At 37.3% G+C, this 18,949-nt stretch carries 16 protein-coding genes; 7 read left to right on the top strand and 9 right to left on the bottom strand.

Annotated elements, in window-relative coordinates:
• Positions 1–43: 43 nt before the first annotated feature.
• The 4 genes from AQF98_RS03670 to AQF98_RS03655 form a co-directional block, all read right to left on the bottom strand.
• Positions 44–2,947, bottom strand: a complete 2,904-nt coding sequence (locus AQF98_RS03670) for a triple tyrosine motif-containing protein (protein ID WP_055130549.1) — start codon at positions 2,945–2,947, stop codon at positions 44–46.
• A 73-nt stretch (positions 2,948–3,020) separates the two neighbouring features.
• Positions 3,021–3,392: a DMT family protein gene (locus AQF98_RS03665; protein WP_055130548.1), complete on the bottom strand. Its 372-nt coding sequence runs from the start codon at positions 3,390–3,392 to the stop codon at positions 3,021–3,023.
• A 34-nt stretch (positions 3,393–3,426) separates the two neighbouring features.
• Complete coding sequence (locus AQF98_RS03660; protein ID WP_055130547.1) at positions 3,427–4,359, bottom strand: rhodanese-related sulfurtransferase; 933 nt, start codon at positions 4,357–4,359, stop codon at positions 3,427–3,429.
• Positions 4,360–4,487: 128 nt separating this feature from the next.
• A complete protein-coding gene (locus AQF98_RS03655; protein ID WP_055130546.1) occupies positions 4,488–6,938 on the bottom strand; it encodes a DUF5686 and carboxypeptidase regulatory-like domain-containing protein in 2,451 nt (816 codons plus the stop codon).
• A gap of 128 nt (positions 6,939–7,066) precedes the next feature.
• On the opposite strand from AQF98_RS03655, the gene kbl reads away from it, so the two are divergent.
• The 5 genes from kbl to AQF98_RS03630 all read left to right on the top strand — a co-directional run bounded on the left by kbl (position 7,067) and on the right by AQF98_RS03630 (position 11,869).
• Complete coding sequence (kbl, locus tag AQF98_RS03650) at positions 7,067–8,257, top strand: glycine C-acetyltransferase (RefSeq protein WP_055130545.1); 1,191 nt, start codon at positions 7,067–7,069, stop codon at positions 8,255–8,257.
• 477 nt (positions 8,258–8,734) lie between these two features.
• Positions 8,735–9,673 carry an alpha/beta hydrolase gene (locus AQF98_RS03645; protein WP_055130544.1) on the top strand — a complete coding sequence of 313 codons (939 nt, stop codon included), beginning with the start codon at positions 8,735–8,737 and terminating at the stop codon, positions 9,671–9,673.
• A gap of 123 nt (positions 9,674–9,796) precedes the next feature.
• Positions 9,797–10,837 carry a phenylalanine--tRNA ligase subunit alpha gene (pheS, locus tag AQF98_RS03640; RefSeq protein ID WP_055130543.1) on the top strand — a complete coding sequence of 347 codons (1,041 nt, stop codon included), beginning with the start codon at positions 9,797–9,799 and terminating at the stop codon, positions 10,835–10,837.
• A 43-nt stretch (positions 10,838–10,880) separates the two neighbouring features.
• The gene (locus AQF98_RS03635) at positions 10,881–11,294 is read left to right on the top strand and encodes a hypothetical protein (RefSeq protein ID WP_055130542.1); all 414 of its coding nucleotides are present in this window, start codon (positions 10,881–10,883) and stop codon (positions 11,292–11,294) included.
• Positions 11,294–11,869, top strand: a complete 576-nt coding sequence (locus tag AQF98_RS03630) for a TetR/AcrR family transcriptional regulator (RefSeq protein WP_055130541.1) — start codon at positions 11,294–11,296, stop codon at positions 11,867–11,869. Before AQF98_RS03635 ends, AQF98_RS03630 begins: the two co-directional genes overlap by 1 nt.
• Positions 11,870–11,871: 2 nt before the next feature.
• Here AQF98_RS03630 and AQF98_RS03625 read toward each other — a convergent pair whose 3' ends face one another.
• The gene (locus AQF98_RS03625) at positions 11,872–12,438 is read right to left on the bottom strand and encodes a hypothetical protein (protein ID WP_055130540.1); all 567 of its coding nucleotides are present in this window, start codon (positions 12,436–12,438) and stop codon (positions 11,872–11,874) included.
• Between the two features lie 115 nt (positions 12,439–12,553).
• On the opposite strand from AQF98_RS03625, the gene AQF98_RS03620 reads away from it, so the two are divergent.
• Positions 12,554–13,084, top strand: a complete 531-nt coding sequence (locus AQF98_RS03620) for a hypothetical protein (RefSeq protein ID WP_055130539.1) — start codon at positions 12,554–12,556, stop codon at positions 13,082–13,084.
• Between the two features lie 296 nt (positions 13,085–13,380).
• On the opposite strand, the gene AQF98_RS03615 is transcribed toward AQF98_RS03620, so the two are convergent.
• From AQF98_RS03615 to AQF98_RS03605, 3 genes are read right to left on the bottom strand one after another with little or no spacing between them, the layout of a single operon-like run.
• The gene (locus tag AQF98_RS03615; protein WP_152969625.1) at positions 13,381–15,084 is read right to left on the bottom strand and encodes a hypothetical protein; all 1,704 of its coding nucleotides are present in this window, start codon (positions 15,082–15,084) and stop codon (positions 13,381–13,383) included.
• A gap of 4 nt (positions 15,085–15,088) precedes the next feature.
• Positions 15,089–15,805 carry a hypothetical protein gene (locus AQF98_RS03610; RefSeq protein ID WP_055130537.1) on the bottom strand — a complete coding sequence of 239 codons (717 nt, stop codon included), beginning with the start codon at positions 15,803–15,805 and terminating at the stop codon, positions 15,089–15,091.
• 54 nt (positions 15,806–15,859) lie between these two features.
• The gene (locus AQF98_RS03605; protein ID WP_055130536.1) at positions 15,860–16,066 is read right to left on the bottom strand and encodes a hypothetical protein; all 207 of its coding nucleotides are present in this window, start codon (positions 16,064–16,066) and stop codon (positions 15,860–15,862) included.
• 447 nt (positions 16,067–16,513) lie between these two features.
• Here AQF98_RS03605 and AQF98_RS03600 point away from each other — a divergent pair, with 447 nt between their 5' ends.
• Positions 16,514–18,238 (top strand): hypothetical protein, encoded by a 1,725-nt coding sequence (locus AQF98_RS03600; protein WP_161805843.1) that lies wholly within the window; start codon positions 16,514–16,516, stop codon positions 18,236–18,238.
• Positions 18,239–18,297: 59 nt separating this feature from the next.
• Here the strand turns inward: AQF98_RS03600 and AQF98_RS03595 are convergent, their stop codons facing one another.
• Positions 18,298–18,909, bottom strand: a complete 612-nt coding sequence (locus AQF98_RS03595) for a hypothetical protein (protein WP_055130534.1) — start codon at positions 18,907–18,909, stop codon at positions 18,298–18,300.
• Positions 18,910–18,949: the final 40 nt, after the last annotated feature.

The following is an 18,949-nucleotide window of genomic DNA, read 5'->3' as shown; positions in this document are numbered from 1 at the left end:
GTAGTGTGTTTAAAATTAAGCTATGAGAGGTAATGATGTAGTGCTACAATTCCATTAAAAACTCAACTAAGTTCTTATCGTGTGGAACTTCTAGTTTTTTACGCAAGCGGTACCGACGTATTTCTACACCTCGAAGTGATATATTTAAGAGTGAGGCCATCTCTTTACTGCTCATATTCATGTGCAGATAAGCACATAGTTTGAGGTCGTTTGGTACAAGATCTGGATGGTTAGCTTTGAGCTTTTTAAAGAAACTTTCGTGCGCTTCATTGAAACTACTTTCAAATAAGTTCCAATCTCGTTCATCGTTCATACCGTCGTCAATTACCTTTTGCAATTTTCGCAATTGGTCTTCCGAAAGCTTCTTGCCATTCTCATCTTTAAGTTTGGTCATCTCTTCGCTGAGTTTTTGAAGGAGCTCGTTTTTATAAACCAGGCTCATGGCAGAGTTTGCCAATTCTCTATTTTTAGAGGCTAATTCTGCCTGAAGTTTTTCTGTTCGTAATTTAATAATCTGTTTTTCGTTGGCTTCTGCTTCTTTCTTTACAAATTCTTCTTTTTCGGCTTGTAATTTAAGGCTAATTGCTTGTTGGTCTTTGTTAAGCTTAGCCTCATAAATTCGTTTACCTGCAATTAGTGCTACCACACCAATTAAGGCATAAAATGCGATAGCCCAATTGCTGCCATACCAAGGTGGTAAAACCACAAATTCAAAACTGGTAATCTCGCTAATCGAACCTTCGTTAATTTTTGCCCTTACCTTAAATACATAAGTGCCACGACTTAAATTAGTAAAATCCTTTTGCGTAGCTGAACTCCAATCAGACCATTGTTTAGAGTAACCTTCTAAATAATATTGAAACTTGATTTTAGATTGGCGATAATAGGGTAGGGAAAAAGAAATGCGAATGTTGTTCCTGCTAAATGGAATTTCTATGGCTTCTTCACTACTTCCATTTTCAGTAAGGGTACTATATTTATCGGTAATGTCTTCTACTTTTCTAATCAGTACCGAGGGTAGTTTTAATGTTTGTGCTTTATTTTCGGTATTGGTAGTGTTGTAAATTACAAAGCCATCGTCAACACTAATTAAATAGATTTTACTACTAATTTGACTAATGTTCTCATAATACTGCACCATTCGGCCATCTAAAATGCTAAACCTGCTCGAATCGATAGCTATTTTACCAGGTTCTGTTAAGTTTACCAAACTCATTTTACCGTGGTTAATGAACCAGTACTTTTTTAATCCGGCATTGATGATTTTATTGGAAGCATAAAAACTGCCAATATTCTTATTTAACGATTCGTAAGGTTTAAAGCTATTGTCAATTTCATCATAAGTTAAAAAACCAGAATCTGATGAAAAAATGATCTTATTTTCTACATTGAAGATATTGATGTTAAAGTTGCTGGGTAAACCATTCTTCTCATCAAAATATTTAATACTGGTTACTTTTTTTAAATCGGCACTTAAAGTCAGTTTGTACAATCCTTTATAGGCATGGCTCACCCAAATATCGCCTTTGCTATCTTGTTCTACATAACGTGATGGTTCTCCGAAACCTGTTATTTTATGGCTAAATTTCCAGTTGCCGGCAGCATCTTTTACAAAAATGACCAAACCAGTATAAGTACCTTGAATTAGGTAGTTGGGATTTGAGTTTAGTTTTTTGATGGTCCAACCTCCACTAATGGTTGATATTTTCTCCATCCTATCGCCCACAATGTTAAATGTACCATCGTTATGGCCGCAAATCAATTGGTTGTCTATTTCGCTCAAGTCCCAAACCTGCCCTTGCGAATTTGGAATGAGTTTAAAATCAAAAGAATTGAATAAATTTCCATTCTCAGGTATCCACGGACTCCAGAACAGCCCTTGATTGGTACCCAAATAAATTTTGTTCTTAACAATTAAACTAGAATAAACAGTCCCAAACTGACCGGCTTTGTCAAAATAGAAATATAGGGGTGAGTTTAGTTCAATGCGGTCTATACCATTATCTAATCCTGCCCAAAGGTTCTGTTCATTATCGGCATATAAACTTAGAATGGTATTGTTCTGTAAACCACTAGATTTATTAATGCGCTGCACAACTTTGCCATTCTCGTCAATAATGATCAGCCCATTTAAAATGGTACCATAAGCATAATATTTATCTAAAATTCTTACGCCATTGTTCAGTTGGTAGGTTTTTAAAAACCAGTTGGCAGGGCTGTTTAACGGTGTAAAACTTTGACCATCGTATATAAAAAGGCCATTTTTACTGGTGCCGATAATAAAGCTGTTGTTTTTGTATGGCAGGATAGATAGAATACCCGTATTGCCCAATATTTCACTTCCTGCTAAGGGTACAAAATTTCTTCCTTTAAGTTCAAAAAGACCTTTGCCCAATACTTCGGCAAAGAGTTTTTGATTAGCCTGATGTAAAAACAAGAAAGCATTTGGGGCTTTTAGTACCACCACCTTTTTATTCTCGTAAAGATAGATGGTAGAAAAAGATTGGAAGAGGATTCGCTTTCCATCAACATATATTTTCCAGATCTCATCACTTAATTGATAAGGTTTTGGAATGAGTTTAACCAACGAATTATAGGTTAATTGTTTGTTTTTGTACGACCAATAGCCAAACTCACCAAAACTACCTGTGTAAATGGTACCATCGCTACCTGTAGCTACAGAACGTACAATTTGACGATTTGGCATTTTATATTGTTGCCAATATTTGCCATCATAGGTTAAAAGTCCTTCGGCGTTACCAAAATACATCAAACCATTTTTGTCTTTGGCAATAGACCAGTTTTGGTTACCCGATAAATAAGATGATTTTGGATAATTCTGAACATAGGGAACCCCAATACTTTGAATATCATTGGCAAAAAGACCAATTGATAACAACAAAAAAGCAAAACAAGTGATGAAATATCTGAATGTATTGTTTTTCATGTATGCAAAGGCGCTGCTAGTCAAATTGTTGTGCAAAATAAATAATTAATAGAGATAAAAAACAAAACAGGACTTATTTCTTGATAAAGGCAAAAAATACAGCCAAAATGATCAGCACAAAAGCAACGATATGGTTCCAGGCTATTTTTTCGGTTTTAAAGAACAGGATAGAAAAAATAAGGAATACAGTAATGGAAATGGCTTCTTGGGTTACTTTTAATTGCATTAAGCTAAAAGGACCGCCATTCTCTTTAAACCCATATTTATTGGCGGGTACTTGAAAAATGTACTCGAACAAGGCAATTCCCCAACTAATGGCAATAATGCTCAATAAACCTAAACTTTTACTCCACTCCATATCCTTAAACTTTAAATGCCCGTACCAGGCCAAAGTCATGAAGGTATTAGAAATTAAAAGGAAAACTACTGTTAAAAAAGCACGCATATCATTGTGTATAAGTTAACAATTTAGTTTGGGTCTAGTTTTTTGCTACGGGTTGAGGCACTTTTACATAATACCCAGTTCCATCATAAGGGCGTTTGCGTGGATGTGTAGTACAAGCTACAGAACAACATCCTTGTAGTTCATCACCACATTCATCACACTGTGTAAAATGCTCATTGCACTCTGGATTGGCGCAATTGATCATTTTAGGTGTAGTTTTACCACAGTTTAAACAGGTAGAAACAATTACTGGATTTACAGAATTTACATCTACTGCAATCCGATTATCGAACACATAACATTTGCCCTCGAAATCTTTACCACCAGCCTCTTTGCCATATTTGATAATGCCACCGTGCAATTGATACACATCTGTAAAACCATGATGTAATAATAAAGCCGATGCTTTTTCGCATTTGATGCCGCCTGTGCAGTAGGTCATCACTTTTTTATCTTTGTATTGGGCTAATGCTTCAATCTGATCTGGAAAATCGCGGAAATTCTCAATGTCTAATGTAATGGCATTTTTAAACTTCCCAAGGTTATGTTCGTAATTGGAGCGTACATCAAGTACCACCACGTCATCACGATTTAACATTTCACTAAATTCTTTAGGCTCTAAATATTGTCCTGTTTTTTCATTAGGGTTAATGATACTGGTATCGCGTAAGCCAGAATGCACAATTTCTGGTTTATATCTGCAATGCATTTTAATAAATGATGGTTCTTCAACCTCATCTATTTTAAAATCGGTTTTGGCAAACCTTTCGTCAGCTTTAACGTGGTTCATATAGGTTGCACAAGCTTCAACAGTACCGGAAACGGTTCCGTTTAAGCCTTCTTCGGCAACGATAATACGGCCAACTAATCCTAAAGATTTACAAAAAGCCAAATGGTCTGCAGCAAATTGTTCTGCATCTGCTATTGGAGAATAGCAGTAATAAAGTAGGGTGTGATATGTTGTCATAATTCATTGATACCGTTGCAAACGGCGTTTAATGTTGGCAAAGATAGCAAAAAAGATTTAGGGCAAAAAAATAAGGTTTAGGATGCCATACCCTAAACCTTATCTCTTCAGTAGATTGTTAACCTTTGCTAAAAACCATAGGTAATTCTAACTCCTTCTTCTACTTTTTTATTGCCATCATAAGCATAGCCATAACTTACGCCAAAACCTAAACGCTCAATACCGAAATAGAATTCTTTGTAATTCTTTTTGTTGGGTTGGGTTAGGTAGTTCACGCCAACAATCTCTTCTAGTTTTAACTTGCGCAACAAAGGAATTTTATTGATAAAGAAACCGGCAAAATTGTGTTCAATATGGGCCTCTAAATATTGTTTGTCTGTACTGTACTGATAAAAATCAAGATACCTGAACTTTCTTAGGTTAGGAGGGAATACGGTAGAATTGTTTCCTCTAAAATGTTTGCTGTCTGGGTAGTAAACGGCATTGTTGTTTAAGAATTTCCCTGCACCAATTACAAAAGAGGTATAGCCAAATAGACCTGCACTAATGCGTTCTTGATAAATTTCTACACTTAATAGATCGTAATCTACATCACTGCTCAATATACCTTTGATTCCTTTTCTATAACCTAAGCTTAAGCGTGGGAACCTAGATTCTTGGTAAAACTTGCCATCAGGTCTGGTAATATAAGTTTGACCAATAGTGTAGGTTAAATCTGCAGCAATGTTAAACGAACTATAGGTCGGAAACAAAGGTGTTTCGGTAGTTGGGGTAAAAGGATTGTTCGAAGTGTATTCTTCATCCTTAACGTCTCTAAATTTATAGTTACTGGTATTTTTTAAAGTGTAGTTTTTAGCATAATTAATCGCTACAGATCCTTGTAAACCGTCGGCCAGTTCTCTGGTGGTAGCTACGGTAGCATATTCTTTTTTATAGAATTTAGCAAGGTTTCTCTCAAATAGCAGAGAGTTGAAGGTATTAGAGCGAAGACTCATCGATCCGTATCTGTTGAGATCTGAAATTGATGAACCGAAACTTGCACTAACACTCGCTCTTTTTAAAGGGTCGTAATAATAGTTAGCACTGATATTGCCCGTAAACATGCGGTTAGAAAAACCATACCTCACTTCAGGACTGATACTATAGTACTTTCTATCTTCTAAAGTTTTTCTGTAGGTTACCCCATACTTAAGTGCAGCTCCCTCAACGGTGTTAAAAAACACAGAACCTAAAATTGGATCGAAATAGATCGATTTTTTATTGTACCTGTCATTGATGCTATAGCCAGATAAGAACAGTTTGCCTATACCAAATTTATTGTTTTTCTTTTCCAACGAATCCAGGTATTGTTTAGATGTTTTACGCAGGGCGATGCTATCCTTTTTCTTGTAGTCGAATTTTTCTTCGTCTGTTAAAGGAATTGGCCTGTTGTTCATCCAGTACAAAGAATCTTTTTTATTAACCGCTCTGGTTACTTTTAAAATCTCTGCAGTAAAATGGTTTTTCGGAAAATTGGGATGAATATTGTAATTGCTATAAATACCCATATAATAACCTTCAAACTTAAAGCCAAATACATTGCCCTTAAATTGAAATCTAACGGTTGTTGGCATATATACACTTTCAACCTTGTTATACTGTTGACTAATATTTAAAGTGTCTACAAAATTAATTCCTGCGGCTTGGGTTAAATCTAAGCTGGTACCCATTAAACGCCAGCTGTTATCGGCAATGTAAACCACACCTCTAAAAACAGGATCGTTTTTTCTGCGTGGAATGACTTCGATTTTATTAATAGTTACTCCATTTTCTTCCGTAGTACCCAAGAGCTTATACTTATAATAAAATAAAGCATTGTCGGCAATTGGCGATACAAAGCTTCTTGAGCTTAAACCACTACCTTCTAACATTAAGTTTTCGTAAAAATTAATAATCAGATCTGAGGCTTTATTAAAGCTAAAAGAGTTATTTCTTCCAGAAACTTTAGAAGACACCATTTCTTCATGGATCTTGTTAGGACGTTTAAAGCTAAATATAGATTGAGATTCTGATAAATATAAAATACCTCTTCTATTGGTATCTAATTCCAGCATTTTTTGGATATCCTGTCCAAAGAATTTTTTTGGCGCCCCTACCAATTTTTGAAGACCTTTAATATATACGTCGCTACTAAAAGACTCTACTTCTGTTAAGTGTTTTTTCCTGTTTTTAATGGCTTGTCTAATAATTTCAAATGCAGGGTCTTCCGCATTTGGCCTTACTACAATGTCTTTTAAGGTATAACTTTCAATACTTAAGGTTTGGTTAACCACCATGTCTGCAGTTACATTGATATTTTTTTCTACAGTTTTGTAGCCAATAGCTTTAAAAACTAAGGTTGCATTGCCTTTATCAACCGTTAATTGATATTGTCCGTCAACATTGGCAGATGCCCCTTTGGTAGAGTTTTTAAGATAAATTGAAGCAAAAGGAACAATTTCTCCATTGGTGTCGATAATTTTACCAGAAACTTGATGTTGCGCCAAAGCAGTACTAAAGGTTGCCAGGCAGCATAAGAGTAGGAAGTAGGTTTTCTTCATATAGGGTTAAAGATAGAATATCAAGTTTTGATTTTAGGCAAATAAACTGTTAAAGTTTGTTAACTGGTAATATATTATATTTGTAGAGCCATTTTTCGGACTAATGGTTGCATCAAAAAAAAATAAATATGTATAAAACATTACAACCCGTTCTACAAAAGGAACTTGAAGAAATAGAAAACGCTGGATTATTTAAACGTGAGCGAATTATTATAACCCCTCAAGGAGCTGATATTAAAGTGAGTTCTGGTGCAGAGGTAATTAATTTTTGTGCCAATAACTATTTAGGGCTATCATCTCATCCTAAGGTTATTGCTGCTGCCAAGCAGGCAATAGACGATTATGGGTATGGAATGTCTTCAGTTCGTTTTATCTGTGGTACTCAAGATATACATAAAGAGTTAGAAGCAAAGATCTCTGAGTTTTTAGGTACAGAAGATACTATTTTATATGCAGCAGCTTTTGATGCAAATGGAGGTGTTTTTGAACCTTTGTTCAATGCCGAAGATGCCATTATTTCTGATGAATTGAACCACGCTTCTATTATAGATGGCGTTAGACTTTGTAAAGCTCAACGTTTCCGTTATAAAAACAGCGATATGGAAGATTTAGAGCAGCAGTTAATTGCTGCAAAAGGTTGTAGACACCGTATCATTGTTACCGATGGTGCTTTTTCTATGGATGGCTCTGTGGCACCTTTAGACAAAATTTGCGATTTGGCCGATAAATATGAGGCATTGGTAATGATTGATGAATCGCATTGCTCTGGTTTTATTGGTAAAACAGGAAGAGGTACCCACGAACATTTTGGCGTAATGGATAGGATTGATATCATTACAGGTACCTTGGGTAAAGCATTGGGTGGTGCATCTGGCGGATTTACTTCTGGTAAAAAAGAAATTATCGATATGTTGCGCCAGCGCTCTCGTCCATATTTATTCTCCAATACATTGGCGCCAGCAATTGCAGGGGCTTCTGTTGCAGTATTAGATATGTTAAGCAGTACAACAGCCTTGCGTGATAAACTAGAAAGCAATACCAAGTATTTCCGCGAAAAAATGACAGCAGCAGGTTTTGATATTAAACCGGGCTTTCACCCAATTGTTCCGGTAATGTTATATGATGCCAAAATAGCGCAAAATTTTGCAGCTAAAATGCTCGAAGAGGGTATTTATGTGATTGGTTTCTTTTATCCGGTTGTAGCTCAAGGTAAAGCCAGAATTAGAGTTCAACTATCGGCCGCACACGAGCAGCATCATTTAGATAAAGCAATAGCCGCATTTACCAAAGTAGGCAAAGAACTTGGCGTAATCAAATAGAATTTAAAGCACCTTTTACAGGTGCTTTTTTGTTATCCTAGGGTTCGTGTAGACACGAACCCTAGGTAGGGCTTATATTATGGTTCGCGTCCGCACGAACCATGATATTCTTAGATTGATCAGGAAACGAATATCAGTAATTCTTGGCAAAATGAGCCCTGCTTTTCGCTTTACTCCGCCTACGGCTCCGTGTTCGCTACAATCAGGTTTAATTAACAAGGGGACTGCTGCAAGGCGAAGGTTCAAAGAGCTACCATCTTCTGTATATTAAACCCGATGGGAGCGGCACACAGTAGAGCGTACAGCGGGAGTATCGGAACAGAAGCGCTACAGAATTTACTTTCCAGAAAAGAAGAATGATCAATTTTTGCTCCCAAGAATGTTTAACAAATGGAAATTTTATCTTTATTTTAACCAAATAGTTTATTTTTATATCCGCAAGCAAACGTTGTTGTCAATTGAAGTAACCCCAAATCAATGAAGAATTTCTCTAAAGCACTATTTGCCCTTACGTTTTTAATAGTAATCGGTAGCTCTTGTAAAAAGGATGCAGCAACCGAAAGTAATCCAAAAATTATAACTGAGGCCAAAACAATGCTCAATGTTTCTTATGGAAACCATGCCTCAAAAATTATGGATGTGTACCTCCCAACTAATCGTACGGCAAATACCGGCGTAGTTGTTTTTGTACATGGTGGAAGTTTCATTGCAGGTGATAAGAGTGACTTTACTACTTTTGTAAAAGAGCTGGTAAGAAATGATTATGCTGTATTAAATATCAATTACCGTTTGGTAGATGCTACAGGCCTAACAGATTCTCCAACAAAGCATAAACGAAGTGAGGTGTTGGTACAAGATCAGGTAAGTGATGTGAGTGAGGTGGTAGATTATGCCATTGCACATGCCAAAGAATGGCAGGTTAGCGAAAGTAAAATTGCATTGGCAGGTCACAGCGCAGGTGCAACACTATCTTTGTTATATACTTATGGCAGCCGAAATACCAATAAAGTAAAAGTGGTGGCAAATTTGGCTGGGGCCTTAGACCAAACTTTTTCGGATATTCCTTTTTACTTTTATTTATTACCAGATTATATACTAGAGGCAGGTTACCGCTATACAGGTTACGTGGCAGAAGCAGCAAATGAACAATATTATAGAGCCATCAGCCCTTTGTATGTGGCCAACGCCAATCAAAAAATTCCGACCTTAAATATCTTTCCAGAAAATAATGCTGTAGGAGCCTTACCTAAACAGGGGAGAGCTACATTTGATGCTTTTACAGCAAAACTGAACAGTTTAAATGTGCCCAATAAATTTGTGATGGTAGCTGGTGCCGATCATGAGTTTACCAAAATGGGTAATTTTGATATTGTATTGAGTGAAACCATGACCTATTTGAATGCCAATTTAAAATAGTACACAAGTTGAGATCGTTTTTTTAGTCTCCTTAGTTCATTTTCTTGTAATAAATACACTTCAAGTTAATTTTTGGACTCGCTGGCTGTAAAATATTTCTTATAAATGCTGTATCTTTGGCAGATGTTACAAGACCAGATCACACAATATACCACAGAGATCAATGCATTTGACACTACAAGTGCCGATGAGCTGGAGCAATTTCGTATCCGTTTTTTAGGAACAAAAGGCATTATCAAAGATATCTTTGATGAGTTTAAGGCTGTTTCTCCTGAAGAAAAAAGAACATTGGGGAAGGTATTAAATGAGTTTAAGCAATTGGCAGAAGCTAAATATCAAGCAATTAATGAGCTTGTAGCCAACTCTGGTCCAAAAACTGAAGATTCTGGTGTAGATTTAACTTTGCCAGGCGAAGGATTTGAAGTTGGTGCTCGCCATCCATTGGCTTTGGTACGAAGAGAGATCATCGAGATATTTAACAAACTAGGTTTTAGTGTAGCAGAAGGTCCGGAAATAGAAGACGATTGGCATAACTTTTCGGCTTTGAATTTTCCAGAAGAACATCCTGCAAGAGATATGCAAGATACTTTCTTCATTAAAAAAGGAGGAGAGAAAGGTGACATCGCTTTGCGTACACATACATCATCTGTACAGGTGCGTATGATGGAGGCTGGTCAGCCCCCTTTTAGAGCATTAATGCCTGGTCGCGTATATAGAAATGAAGCAATCTCTGCAAGAGCACACTGTTTCTTCCACCAGGTAGAAGGTTTGTATGTAGATGAGAACGTATCATTTGCAGACTTGAAACAGACTTTATTCTATTTCGTTCAAGAATTATATGGCGAAGGTACCAAAGTGCGTTTTCGTCCTTCGTATTTTCCTTTTACAGAACCATCAGCAGAAATGGATATTTCTTGTACCATTTGTAAAGGTGCAGGTTGCCAAATGTGTAAATACAGTGGTTGGGTAGAGATTTTAGGCTGTGGTATGGTAGATCCAAATGTTTTGGAAAACTGTGGCATCGATTCAAAAAAATACAGTGGTTTTGCTTTCGGAATGGGTATTGAGCGCATTGCAAACTTAAAATTTGAGATCAAAGATTTACGCTTGTTCTCTGAGAATGATGTACGTTTCTTAAAACAGTATAAATCGGCTGTTATTTAATTCAGGCCTACTAGGGTTTAATAGTTTAAATAATAATATGCACATGAAAAACGTAATTGGTTTAGTATTGATTCTTATACTTGGTGTTTCTTGTGCAAAAGAAAGAAACCTGATCCCTAATGTGCCAGTTAACTTCAGTTCGCCATTAACAGACCCACGATTAAGCAGACTAAGTACTGCCGGTGGTGCGGTAAGTTTAACAGGTTATGGTGTAGCAGGACTGATTATTTACCGTAGAGCTGATAATGCTTATGTGGCCTATGATCGTTGCAGTACTGTTAATCCAGAGAAAAAAAATCCGATCAATATAGACGATCCTAATTTAACGGCAACCGACCCAGCTTCGGGTGCTAAATATTCATTGTATGATGGGAGCCCGGTAAAAGCGCCAGCTACCACATCATTAAGACAATACAGCGTTACCATTGCAGGTAATACTATACAGGTAACAAATTAATGGAACCAGAAAAAATTAAAGAAAGTATCATCAGAGCAGCTAAAGAGCTCTTTCGTAAATATGGTTACCATAAAACCAGTGTAAATGAGATTGCAAAAAAAGCAAGAATAGCCAAAGCAACCATTTACAAATATTTTGACAGCAAAGAACAGGTTTTAGATGCCATATTAATGGATTATCTGGATGTAAACCTTCACGAAATTTTAAGTAATAAAGTACAGTTTGCCAACGAAGAAGAACATTTAAAGGCATTGGTGATGAAAACCTGCCGCTTATCTTATACCGTTTGTAATGAGTTTATCGGTTGGGATTTTGTGAGAGAAAACACCAACTCTCAAGAGTTTTTGAAACATCTTTCAGATCAATTGGAAGCACTTTTATTGTCAGCATACTTAGAATTAGATCACTTTAAAAAGAACCCGGCACGTAGAGGCGGATTGGCATTTCTATTAAAAGCAAGTAAAAGCATTGTCTTTTCTTTTGCCTTTACTTCTGTAAGCGATGCCGATGTGCGCAAGAACTTTGTCACCTTCCAGAAAGAAATCCTACCTTATTTGGTAAAAGCTGCTTTGTAAGGTTAGTCTTTTGTTCCCCACGGAGCAGATGGAGTGGCAATGGGTTTAGTTAAATCAAATTTTACGGTAAACAAACGATCAGAACCTATTCTTCGTAAGTTGTAGGTAAACGAGTCTTTAGTTAAGGTAATCCACCATACATTGCCAGCCGCTGCAGGCAAGAGATCTAAGGTTTCTTGGTCTGCCGGAAAAATTTGGATGCTTTCTTGTCCGCTATTGGTAGCCAAGCCGCCGTATTGTGTAATTTGATCAGGTGTGCCATCTTTATGTCGATGGTCGTGTTTCAGTAAGATCCTGTCATTTTTAAGTTTCAGTACCCAAGTTCTCGATTTATCTTCACCAACAAAAAATGGAATTTTAATCAGACCGTCTTCGCAAGACCTTACATGCATCATCAGTGACTTATTTTTGAAATCGTCTGTTAAACCTTGCGTAATTTCTCCTTGGTAAGCCTTGCCACAATGTTGTTTCAGGTTATTCCAAAACTGCTCTGCGCCAGATTTTTGTTGGGCTGATACAGCTATGTTCACTAACAAGAGCAGGATAAGAAGGGGAAGGTACTTTTTCATGATTTTAACTTAAACCACAAGATAAGCGCATTTGATGGAAATCAAAATAAAACTATTTGGTTAGTTTGTTTTTTTTAAGAAATTGGCTAGCTTGGTTGAGCTAAATACTTAACTAATGAAAATAAACGCTACTCACACTCTTCTCTTCAGGATTACTTTGATCCTTACTTTTTTAATAAATGCCGAACTTAAAGCGCAATTTAAATATGGTGCCAAAATCGAAGTTGGCCGAATGTCGTACCTCAGTAAAACCATACGTGGAAATGCAAGTACAGGGCCAAATCTTGGACGCCCCCGCTTGGAAGAAGGTAAAGATGGTACAGAGATCAACGTCGTAAATGGTTTTCGTTTTAGAGAGGTATTGCTTGTAGGTGTGGGTGTAGGTTATTTAAATTACGAGGGCGCTAAAGGATACTCCATTTATGGCGACATCGAAGCATTGACCTCCAAGAAAAAATGGGCTGCCTTGTTTGGTTTTAGGGCAGGTACCTCCAACCTTAAAGATTACAAAAAATCGGGTACGGTAGAATTTAATACAGGCGTTAACTATAGGCCTATCCACCAATTAAGACTTTATCTAAAAGGAGGGGTAAGCTTTGCATACAGCTCGTCGTTTACAGCGCTGAGGTTGGGTGTTGGGTTTTAATTTTATACTTCAATCGTTTAACTAAATAACCATAGGGCTACACCAAAGCTCAACTTGTACCTGAAAACAGGAGTAATGTTTGCTTATATGGCCATGTTTATCCCCATAAGAATTGGTGCTAGCTTGTAAATGAAATAGCTATAACTTTGTCCACATTCTGAGCTGTAAGGAATAGCATTGATGTGCCTATTCAAAGAACATATAATTGTTAAAATGGTTGTATTCCAAGCCTAAAAATGAGTATCGGCATTGATCCCAACTCAATTGTTGAGATCAATACCGATGAAAAGGTTGAGTTATGAACCTGTTTTTTTTCTCAGATAGCTACATTCATCATCAGTTAATGGTCGGCTAAGATCTATTTTATTGCCATCAATCGTAACAGAACCAAAATCAAATGGAGTAGCCAATTTACCTGTTAAAGCCACAAATTTACCTTGGTACATGGCCAATATGGCATATTTCTTTCCTTTTTTAAGCATCGCTGTACTCGTTTTCAACACACCCTCTTTCATCTCGCCCAGTACAATAATATCCTTGGCAAAATCTTTACCTTCTTCTAGAGCTGTTACAAAACATTGCGGCCTAATCTTTCTGCCGGGATTATCCGGACACGATGTTTCAAGTACAATCTCAAATTCTTTGGCGGGTTCTGGTGGGCACCAACTCGATGGAAATTTAATAGTGTTCGAACTAGCAGGGTCAAACTCCAACACATCATTCGGGAAATCCTTTCTCCAATAACTATATACCAGAGGTAAAAAGTTACTAGCCGTGAAAAAAACTGCTTTATGTGCAATATGAATGGGCTTGCCTTTGTCTAGGGAAATCACTGCGTTTTCTGTTGGTTTACCAAAATCAACTTTGACTCCGTCGTACCCCTTGATATATTGTTTTATTAAGATGCCTTGTGTCGTATTAAAATAGTCAGGACAATCTGCAGACATTGTTACACTTGTATACTGAATTCCAGATTCATTACGCTCACTTGAAGTAGCAACCTGCCAACTAGATAAGTGCGTCATTTCAAAGGTAGCTTCCAATTTTCCAGTTGTGCTGTTCTGTTTCACTACTACATCAGACTCGTATCTCCATGCGGCCAAAGCCTCGTCGTAACTGTACACCTTTAGGCTACTGCCATTGCTAAGCAAGGTTCCATCTATCTTTTTTGCTCCTGTAGGGATAGATATCGTCGTTTGGATTGCTTGTCCAAACTTCTTTACAGCTGTACCGTCTGTGGCAGCCATCTCCATCGAAATCCAGCCAAATGTATCGAAAAATACATTTTTATTATCCGTTGTTTTGCTGTTGAGCATGCCACCCGGAAAATTTTCCTTGGCCTTATTGTTTATGGGGTTAAAGTAGGCCAACGTATAACTTACATTACCAGATACGGCGGCATTGTCTTTGTCCATCAGCTTTGTTCCAGCAGGGATGTTCACTGATGCGGTTGTGCCTGTTGCAGCTACAGGGCTTGGAGCAAAGGTAGTGCTACCCACGGTTACACCAGAACTCGGAACCGCTGGTAATGCCCCCTGTTTGGCACTTACTCCATCGGGTGTATCGTTAACCTTTACCATCGATACAATAAAGTGGCGGTGTCCTTCCTGCACAAGTACTGCCTGTACATCTGCAGGCAAGTAGCCATTGGCTGTGGCATGTATCGTAAATTCGGTGGGTGCAGTGGTGCTGGGCAGTACTCCTTCATTCAAAGCAACGGCCAAAAACCCAGATGCAGTGCCCAGGTTCTTGCCACCAAGGTTGTCTACCACATCGGCTGCATTTTTGCCATAAATAGATATCTTGATTTTCTCGTTTCCGTTAACGTCTAATAATGCACCCGTTTTGGCATCTACAAACTGAAAAGAGGCTGTCGCTTTAGAAAAGGAGCCATCTATTATGGTTACTACCCCTGCTCCTGGGTGTATGCGTTTACAAGTGGTCATTGTTGCTGCTGTTAAAAAGAGTAGCAGTATACGTTTTAATAGGTCAGTTGTCATTTTCTTAGTTTTTTTGGTCTTTGGTCGATTGTGTTTTTCCTAGTTTAAAATTCAGCTGTAAGTTGCCATAAGGATAGAATTGTAGGCTGCTTACATTACTTTCGATAATTGCCCTATTGCTTTCGTTGGCAGTTGGGGCAACGCGTCCGGTTCCGGTAAATCCTAGCCGTGGTTTACCTTGATAAAATGTGCCTATTTCAAAGGCAAATGAAACCCTTCTGGCTTTTGCTTGGTTGCCCAATATCAAACCTAGATAGGGACTAATTGGCATTTTCTTCGATTCTAGGTACAAGTTGCCCAGGTCCAAATTGTAGTTTGGTTCACGAAAATCTCTCGATGCCGTAATCTTCAAAAACGAATACACTGCACCAAAGGACAGCTTGATACCAGAACGGTTTTTGCTCAATGCAAAATCAGAGAACAGGCCTATTATACCACTCCGAAGTGTGTATTTGGCACTATAATCTACAGTTCCTTCTGTTCCACTGGTAGTATAGGGTAATTGAGGGAGATAACTACCCGTTAAACGGAGGTCCCAGCGCTTGGCAATGGGGTAGGCAAACTGAAGGCCTGCACCCGTACTACCCAAGTGTACGCCCATATAGGGTTTACGATGATCTCCAAGGTTGGTGGGTTTACCCACCGGAGCTGATGGCTCTTGTGCACTGGCAGATATCATCAATAGCACCAGTAAAAATGTATAGAGAAGCGTTTTGTTCATGTTTAAAAAAAATTGAATGTTTGGTTATTAAATCTATTGAGGTTGGGTAAGGGTTCAATCAGCCGGAGGTGGTTTACTTGCACTTAAACCTGCTGTTTTGCTATCAATTCGTAAGGCAATTTGCTGTTTTTTTAAAGTGTCGATACTGGTTCTTTTGGAATGAGGTCTTTGACTATTTTTTTCTTCAGAATAAGAATTTGTATATATAAAGTGCACGAAAATGCTACCAGCAAGAAATATTAAAGAGAGGCATTTTTTCATTTTTAACAATTAGTATAAATAAGATTGCTTGTTGGTTCTTAATTCAATATTGATCTGAACGAAGTAAAACTATTTATAAAATGTGAGGCAGCAGTAGCAATAACCCCGTTTCAACGTTTTTTCAACGGTCTAAGTGGGTAGTTGGCTTGTTTGAAATTGCTACTTTAGAACTATGGTTGCTAAAAAGAAATCCTTAACGACAACAAGCAATAAGCCTACAAAAAATTATCGGGTATACTGGTGGATCATTATCATTGGTGTCATGTTAATGGTTTTGGTGTGGTTATATTTTGAAGCATACACCAGCAGCTGATGATGACAAGCTTTTTTAATCTGAAAAAGAATAAACAGAATAGTTGTGTATCTTTATTTGCCAGCCCATGGTGTCAATTTATGGTATTCCGTTCCAAGTCATTTTTACAGTATAGCTTATTAAACCTGTGTGGAATGGTATTTTTTATATCTGTTAGCGCTTTTTCGCAAACCATTCCCTCTAAAAATTTAATTAAAGTATTTAAAAGGTCTGATGTTGACCAAACTCAAAAATTTGCAGATCTATGTAGTGAACTACTTTTAAATTTTAACGAACGTAATTTTAATTTACGTGTAAGAGAAATACAAAAATATCTACGCAACAATACCGATGAGAGGGTAAGAATTAGGACGTTTATGTATGAGCGGTTTGGTTATCAAAAAATAAACAAGCCCGATACCCTGAACACTGCTATTCATTATTTTAAGATGATTAAGCTGGCTGGTCCATTAAAAGATGAACAACTTTTATCAGAACTGTATAGTAAATATGCAGCATTGTGTGCGCCAAGTGAAAAACTATATTACCTGCTGAAATGCATAGGAATTAGGGAACATATCGGCTTGAGCCATTTCTCGGATATTTCTGCAAATTATTATTGGGCAAGTGAGTTATTATATAGTATCACCGATTATAGAAGTAGTAGTACTTATGCTGCACGATGTGTGTCTTTGTATAAAGAAAAAGATAAACGAGATTTTTTGCTCCACTACATCTTAGCGGTAGACCTAGCTGGGGCCTCTTATCTAAAAATCAATCAACCTGATAGCGCAATTTATTATTATCAACATATCAATAATCTGATTGATGACCGCATAGCCAATCCAAGTCGCTATAAATCGCCAATGACCCCACAAATGCTCGAAGTATGGCGAGGTGTTGTTAAAGGTGGAATGGCAAAAGCTTATATGCTTCAAAAGAAGTATGCCGCTGCCTATACTTTATTATTACAAAACCTGAAATCAAGCACCCATTTTGAACAATGGGACGATGTTGCGGGAGTTCAAAATTCGTTGGCAAAAATAGATGAACTAGAACAGCGTATCCCTTTGGCCATATCAAGGTATTTGCAAGCTTACCATTTGGCATCAAAAAGCTCCAAATTAGCTATTTTAGAGTCATCTGCAGAGGGTTTGTCGACTGCTTTTGCCACTCAACAGCAATACGACAGTGCTTACATTTATCATAAAAGATACCTGCAATGGAAAAGTAAATTAGATCAAAATATCAATCAAAGCCGTTTAGACATTGTAAAAACACAGGTAGATTTTGAGAAGATGGAAAAGGAATTATTGCAATCACAAAATAATTTGCTTAACCAAAAAAGGATCCGCAATTCTATCTTGATCACTATTGTATTTTTAACTGCAATAGCCCTATTACTGTACAACCGTAAAAGGTTACAAATGAGTTTACAAAATGAGAAGCTGGAAAAAGAAAAGCAGATATCGGATGCTGGAATAATTTATGCTCAACAACAGATAGATTTCTTTATTCAGAATATTGCAGAAAAAAACAATTTGGTTAAACAGTTGCAGACCCAACTAACCATGGCCGACAATGCAGAGGTTACGTTGGCACTTAACCATTTCACTATTCTTACCGAAGAAGATTGGCAAAAATTTAAAGTTAATTTTGAAACAATTAACCCACGGTTTTTATATCGATTGAAACAAAAAATGCCCCAAATTACTCAAGGAGAGCAAAGAGTGATGGTGCTTACCAAGCTAGGTTTTAGCACCAAAGAAATGGCCAATGCAACTGGTGTTTCTTCAGAAACCATTCGTTCTGTGATTAGTCGGATGCGTAAAAAGTTCAATCTTAATGCAGATATTCGTACAATAGCTAATGAAATTTAACCCTTTTATTGAAAGGTTAAAGTCGAAATATATAAGTGTAGGATACTAAAAATAAGCTGCTAAAGCTCCTTATCTCCCTCATAAATATAAGAAACGTTGTACCAACCTACAAGATCGTTGGTATTGGTCATCTCTGCTGGCGATCTAAAATTAACGCCTTCAGAACGGAACATGTTTTGAGCTAAAGTTAAGCCATGTTCTGTGCCTACTGCTGCGGTAAGGTATGGGGGGCTAACCCTAGTATAGATATAGAAGGTCATGCTATAAGCCAAACGCTTTTTCGATTTAAAGCCATACACTTCCCAAGTATTGACATACCTGTTGTGGCCTTTTAAAGTATCGCCATTAAATTTATACTTTAACAAATCTACTTCAACACGTTTAGGTAATTGCGATAGTGAATCTTTAGATTTAAAAATGAGTTGGCTTGGTGGGGTAAAATTCTTTAACCTATCTAAAAATAATCCTTCTGGCGTATAATCTTTAGAAACTTCTTTGCCCCCAGTGGGATCGCCTTTGTACACCTTAAACTCAGAAACTTCCATTTTTCCGGTGTAATTAAAGGTTGCAATTGGAGAATTGCTTGGTTTTGGTTGTTCTGCATCTTTTTTCTTGCAAGAAAAAAGCAAGCTCATTGCCAATAATGACAAAAGGGGCAAGTATGTTTTCATATTTTCAATAGTAGATGTTTCAAATGTAGCAAAATCTGTT

It is taken from the genome of Pedobacter sp. Hv1 (assembly GCF_001412215.1).
Taxonomy (GTDB): Bacteria; Bacteroidota; Bacteroidia; order Sphingobacteriales; family Sphingobacteriaceae; genus Pedobacter.
Note: the sequence above shows the minus strand (reverse complement) of the source record. Positions and strands in the feature narration are given on the sequence as shown.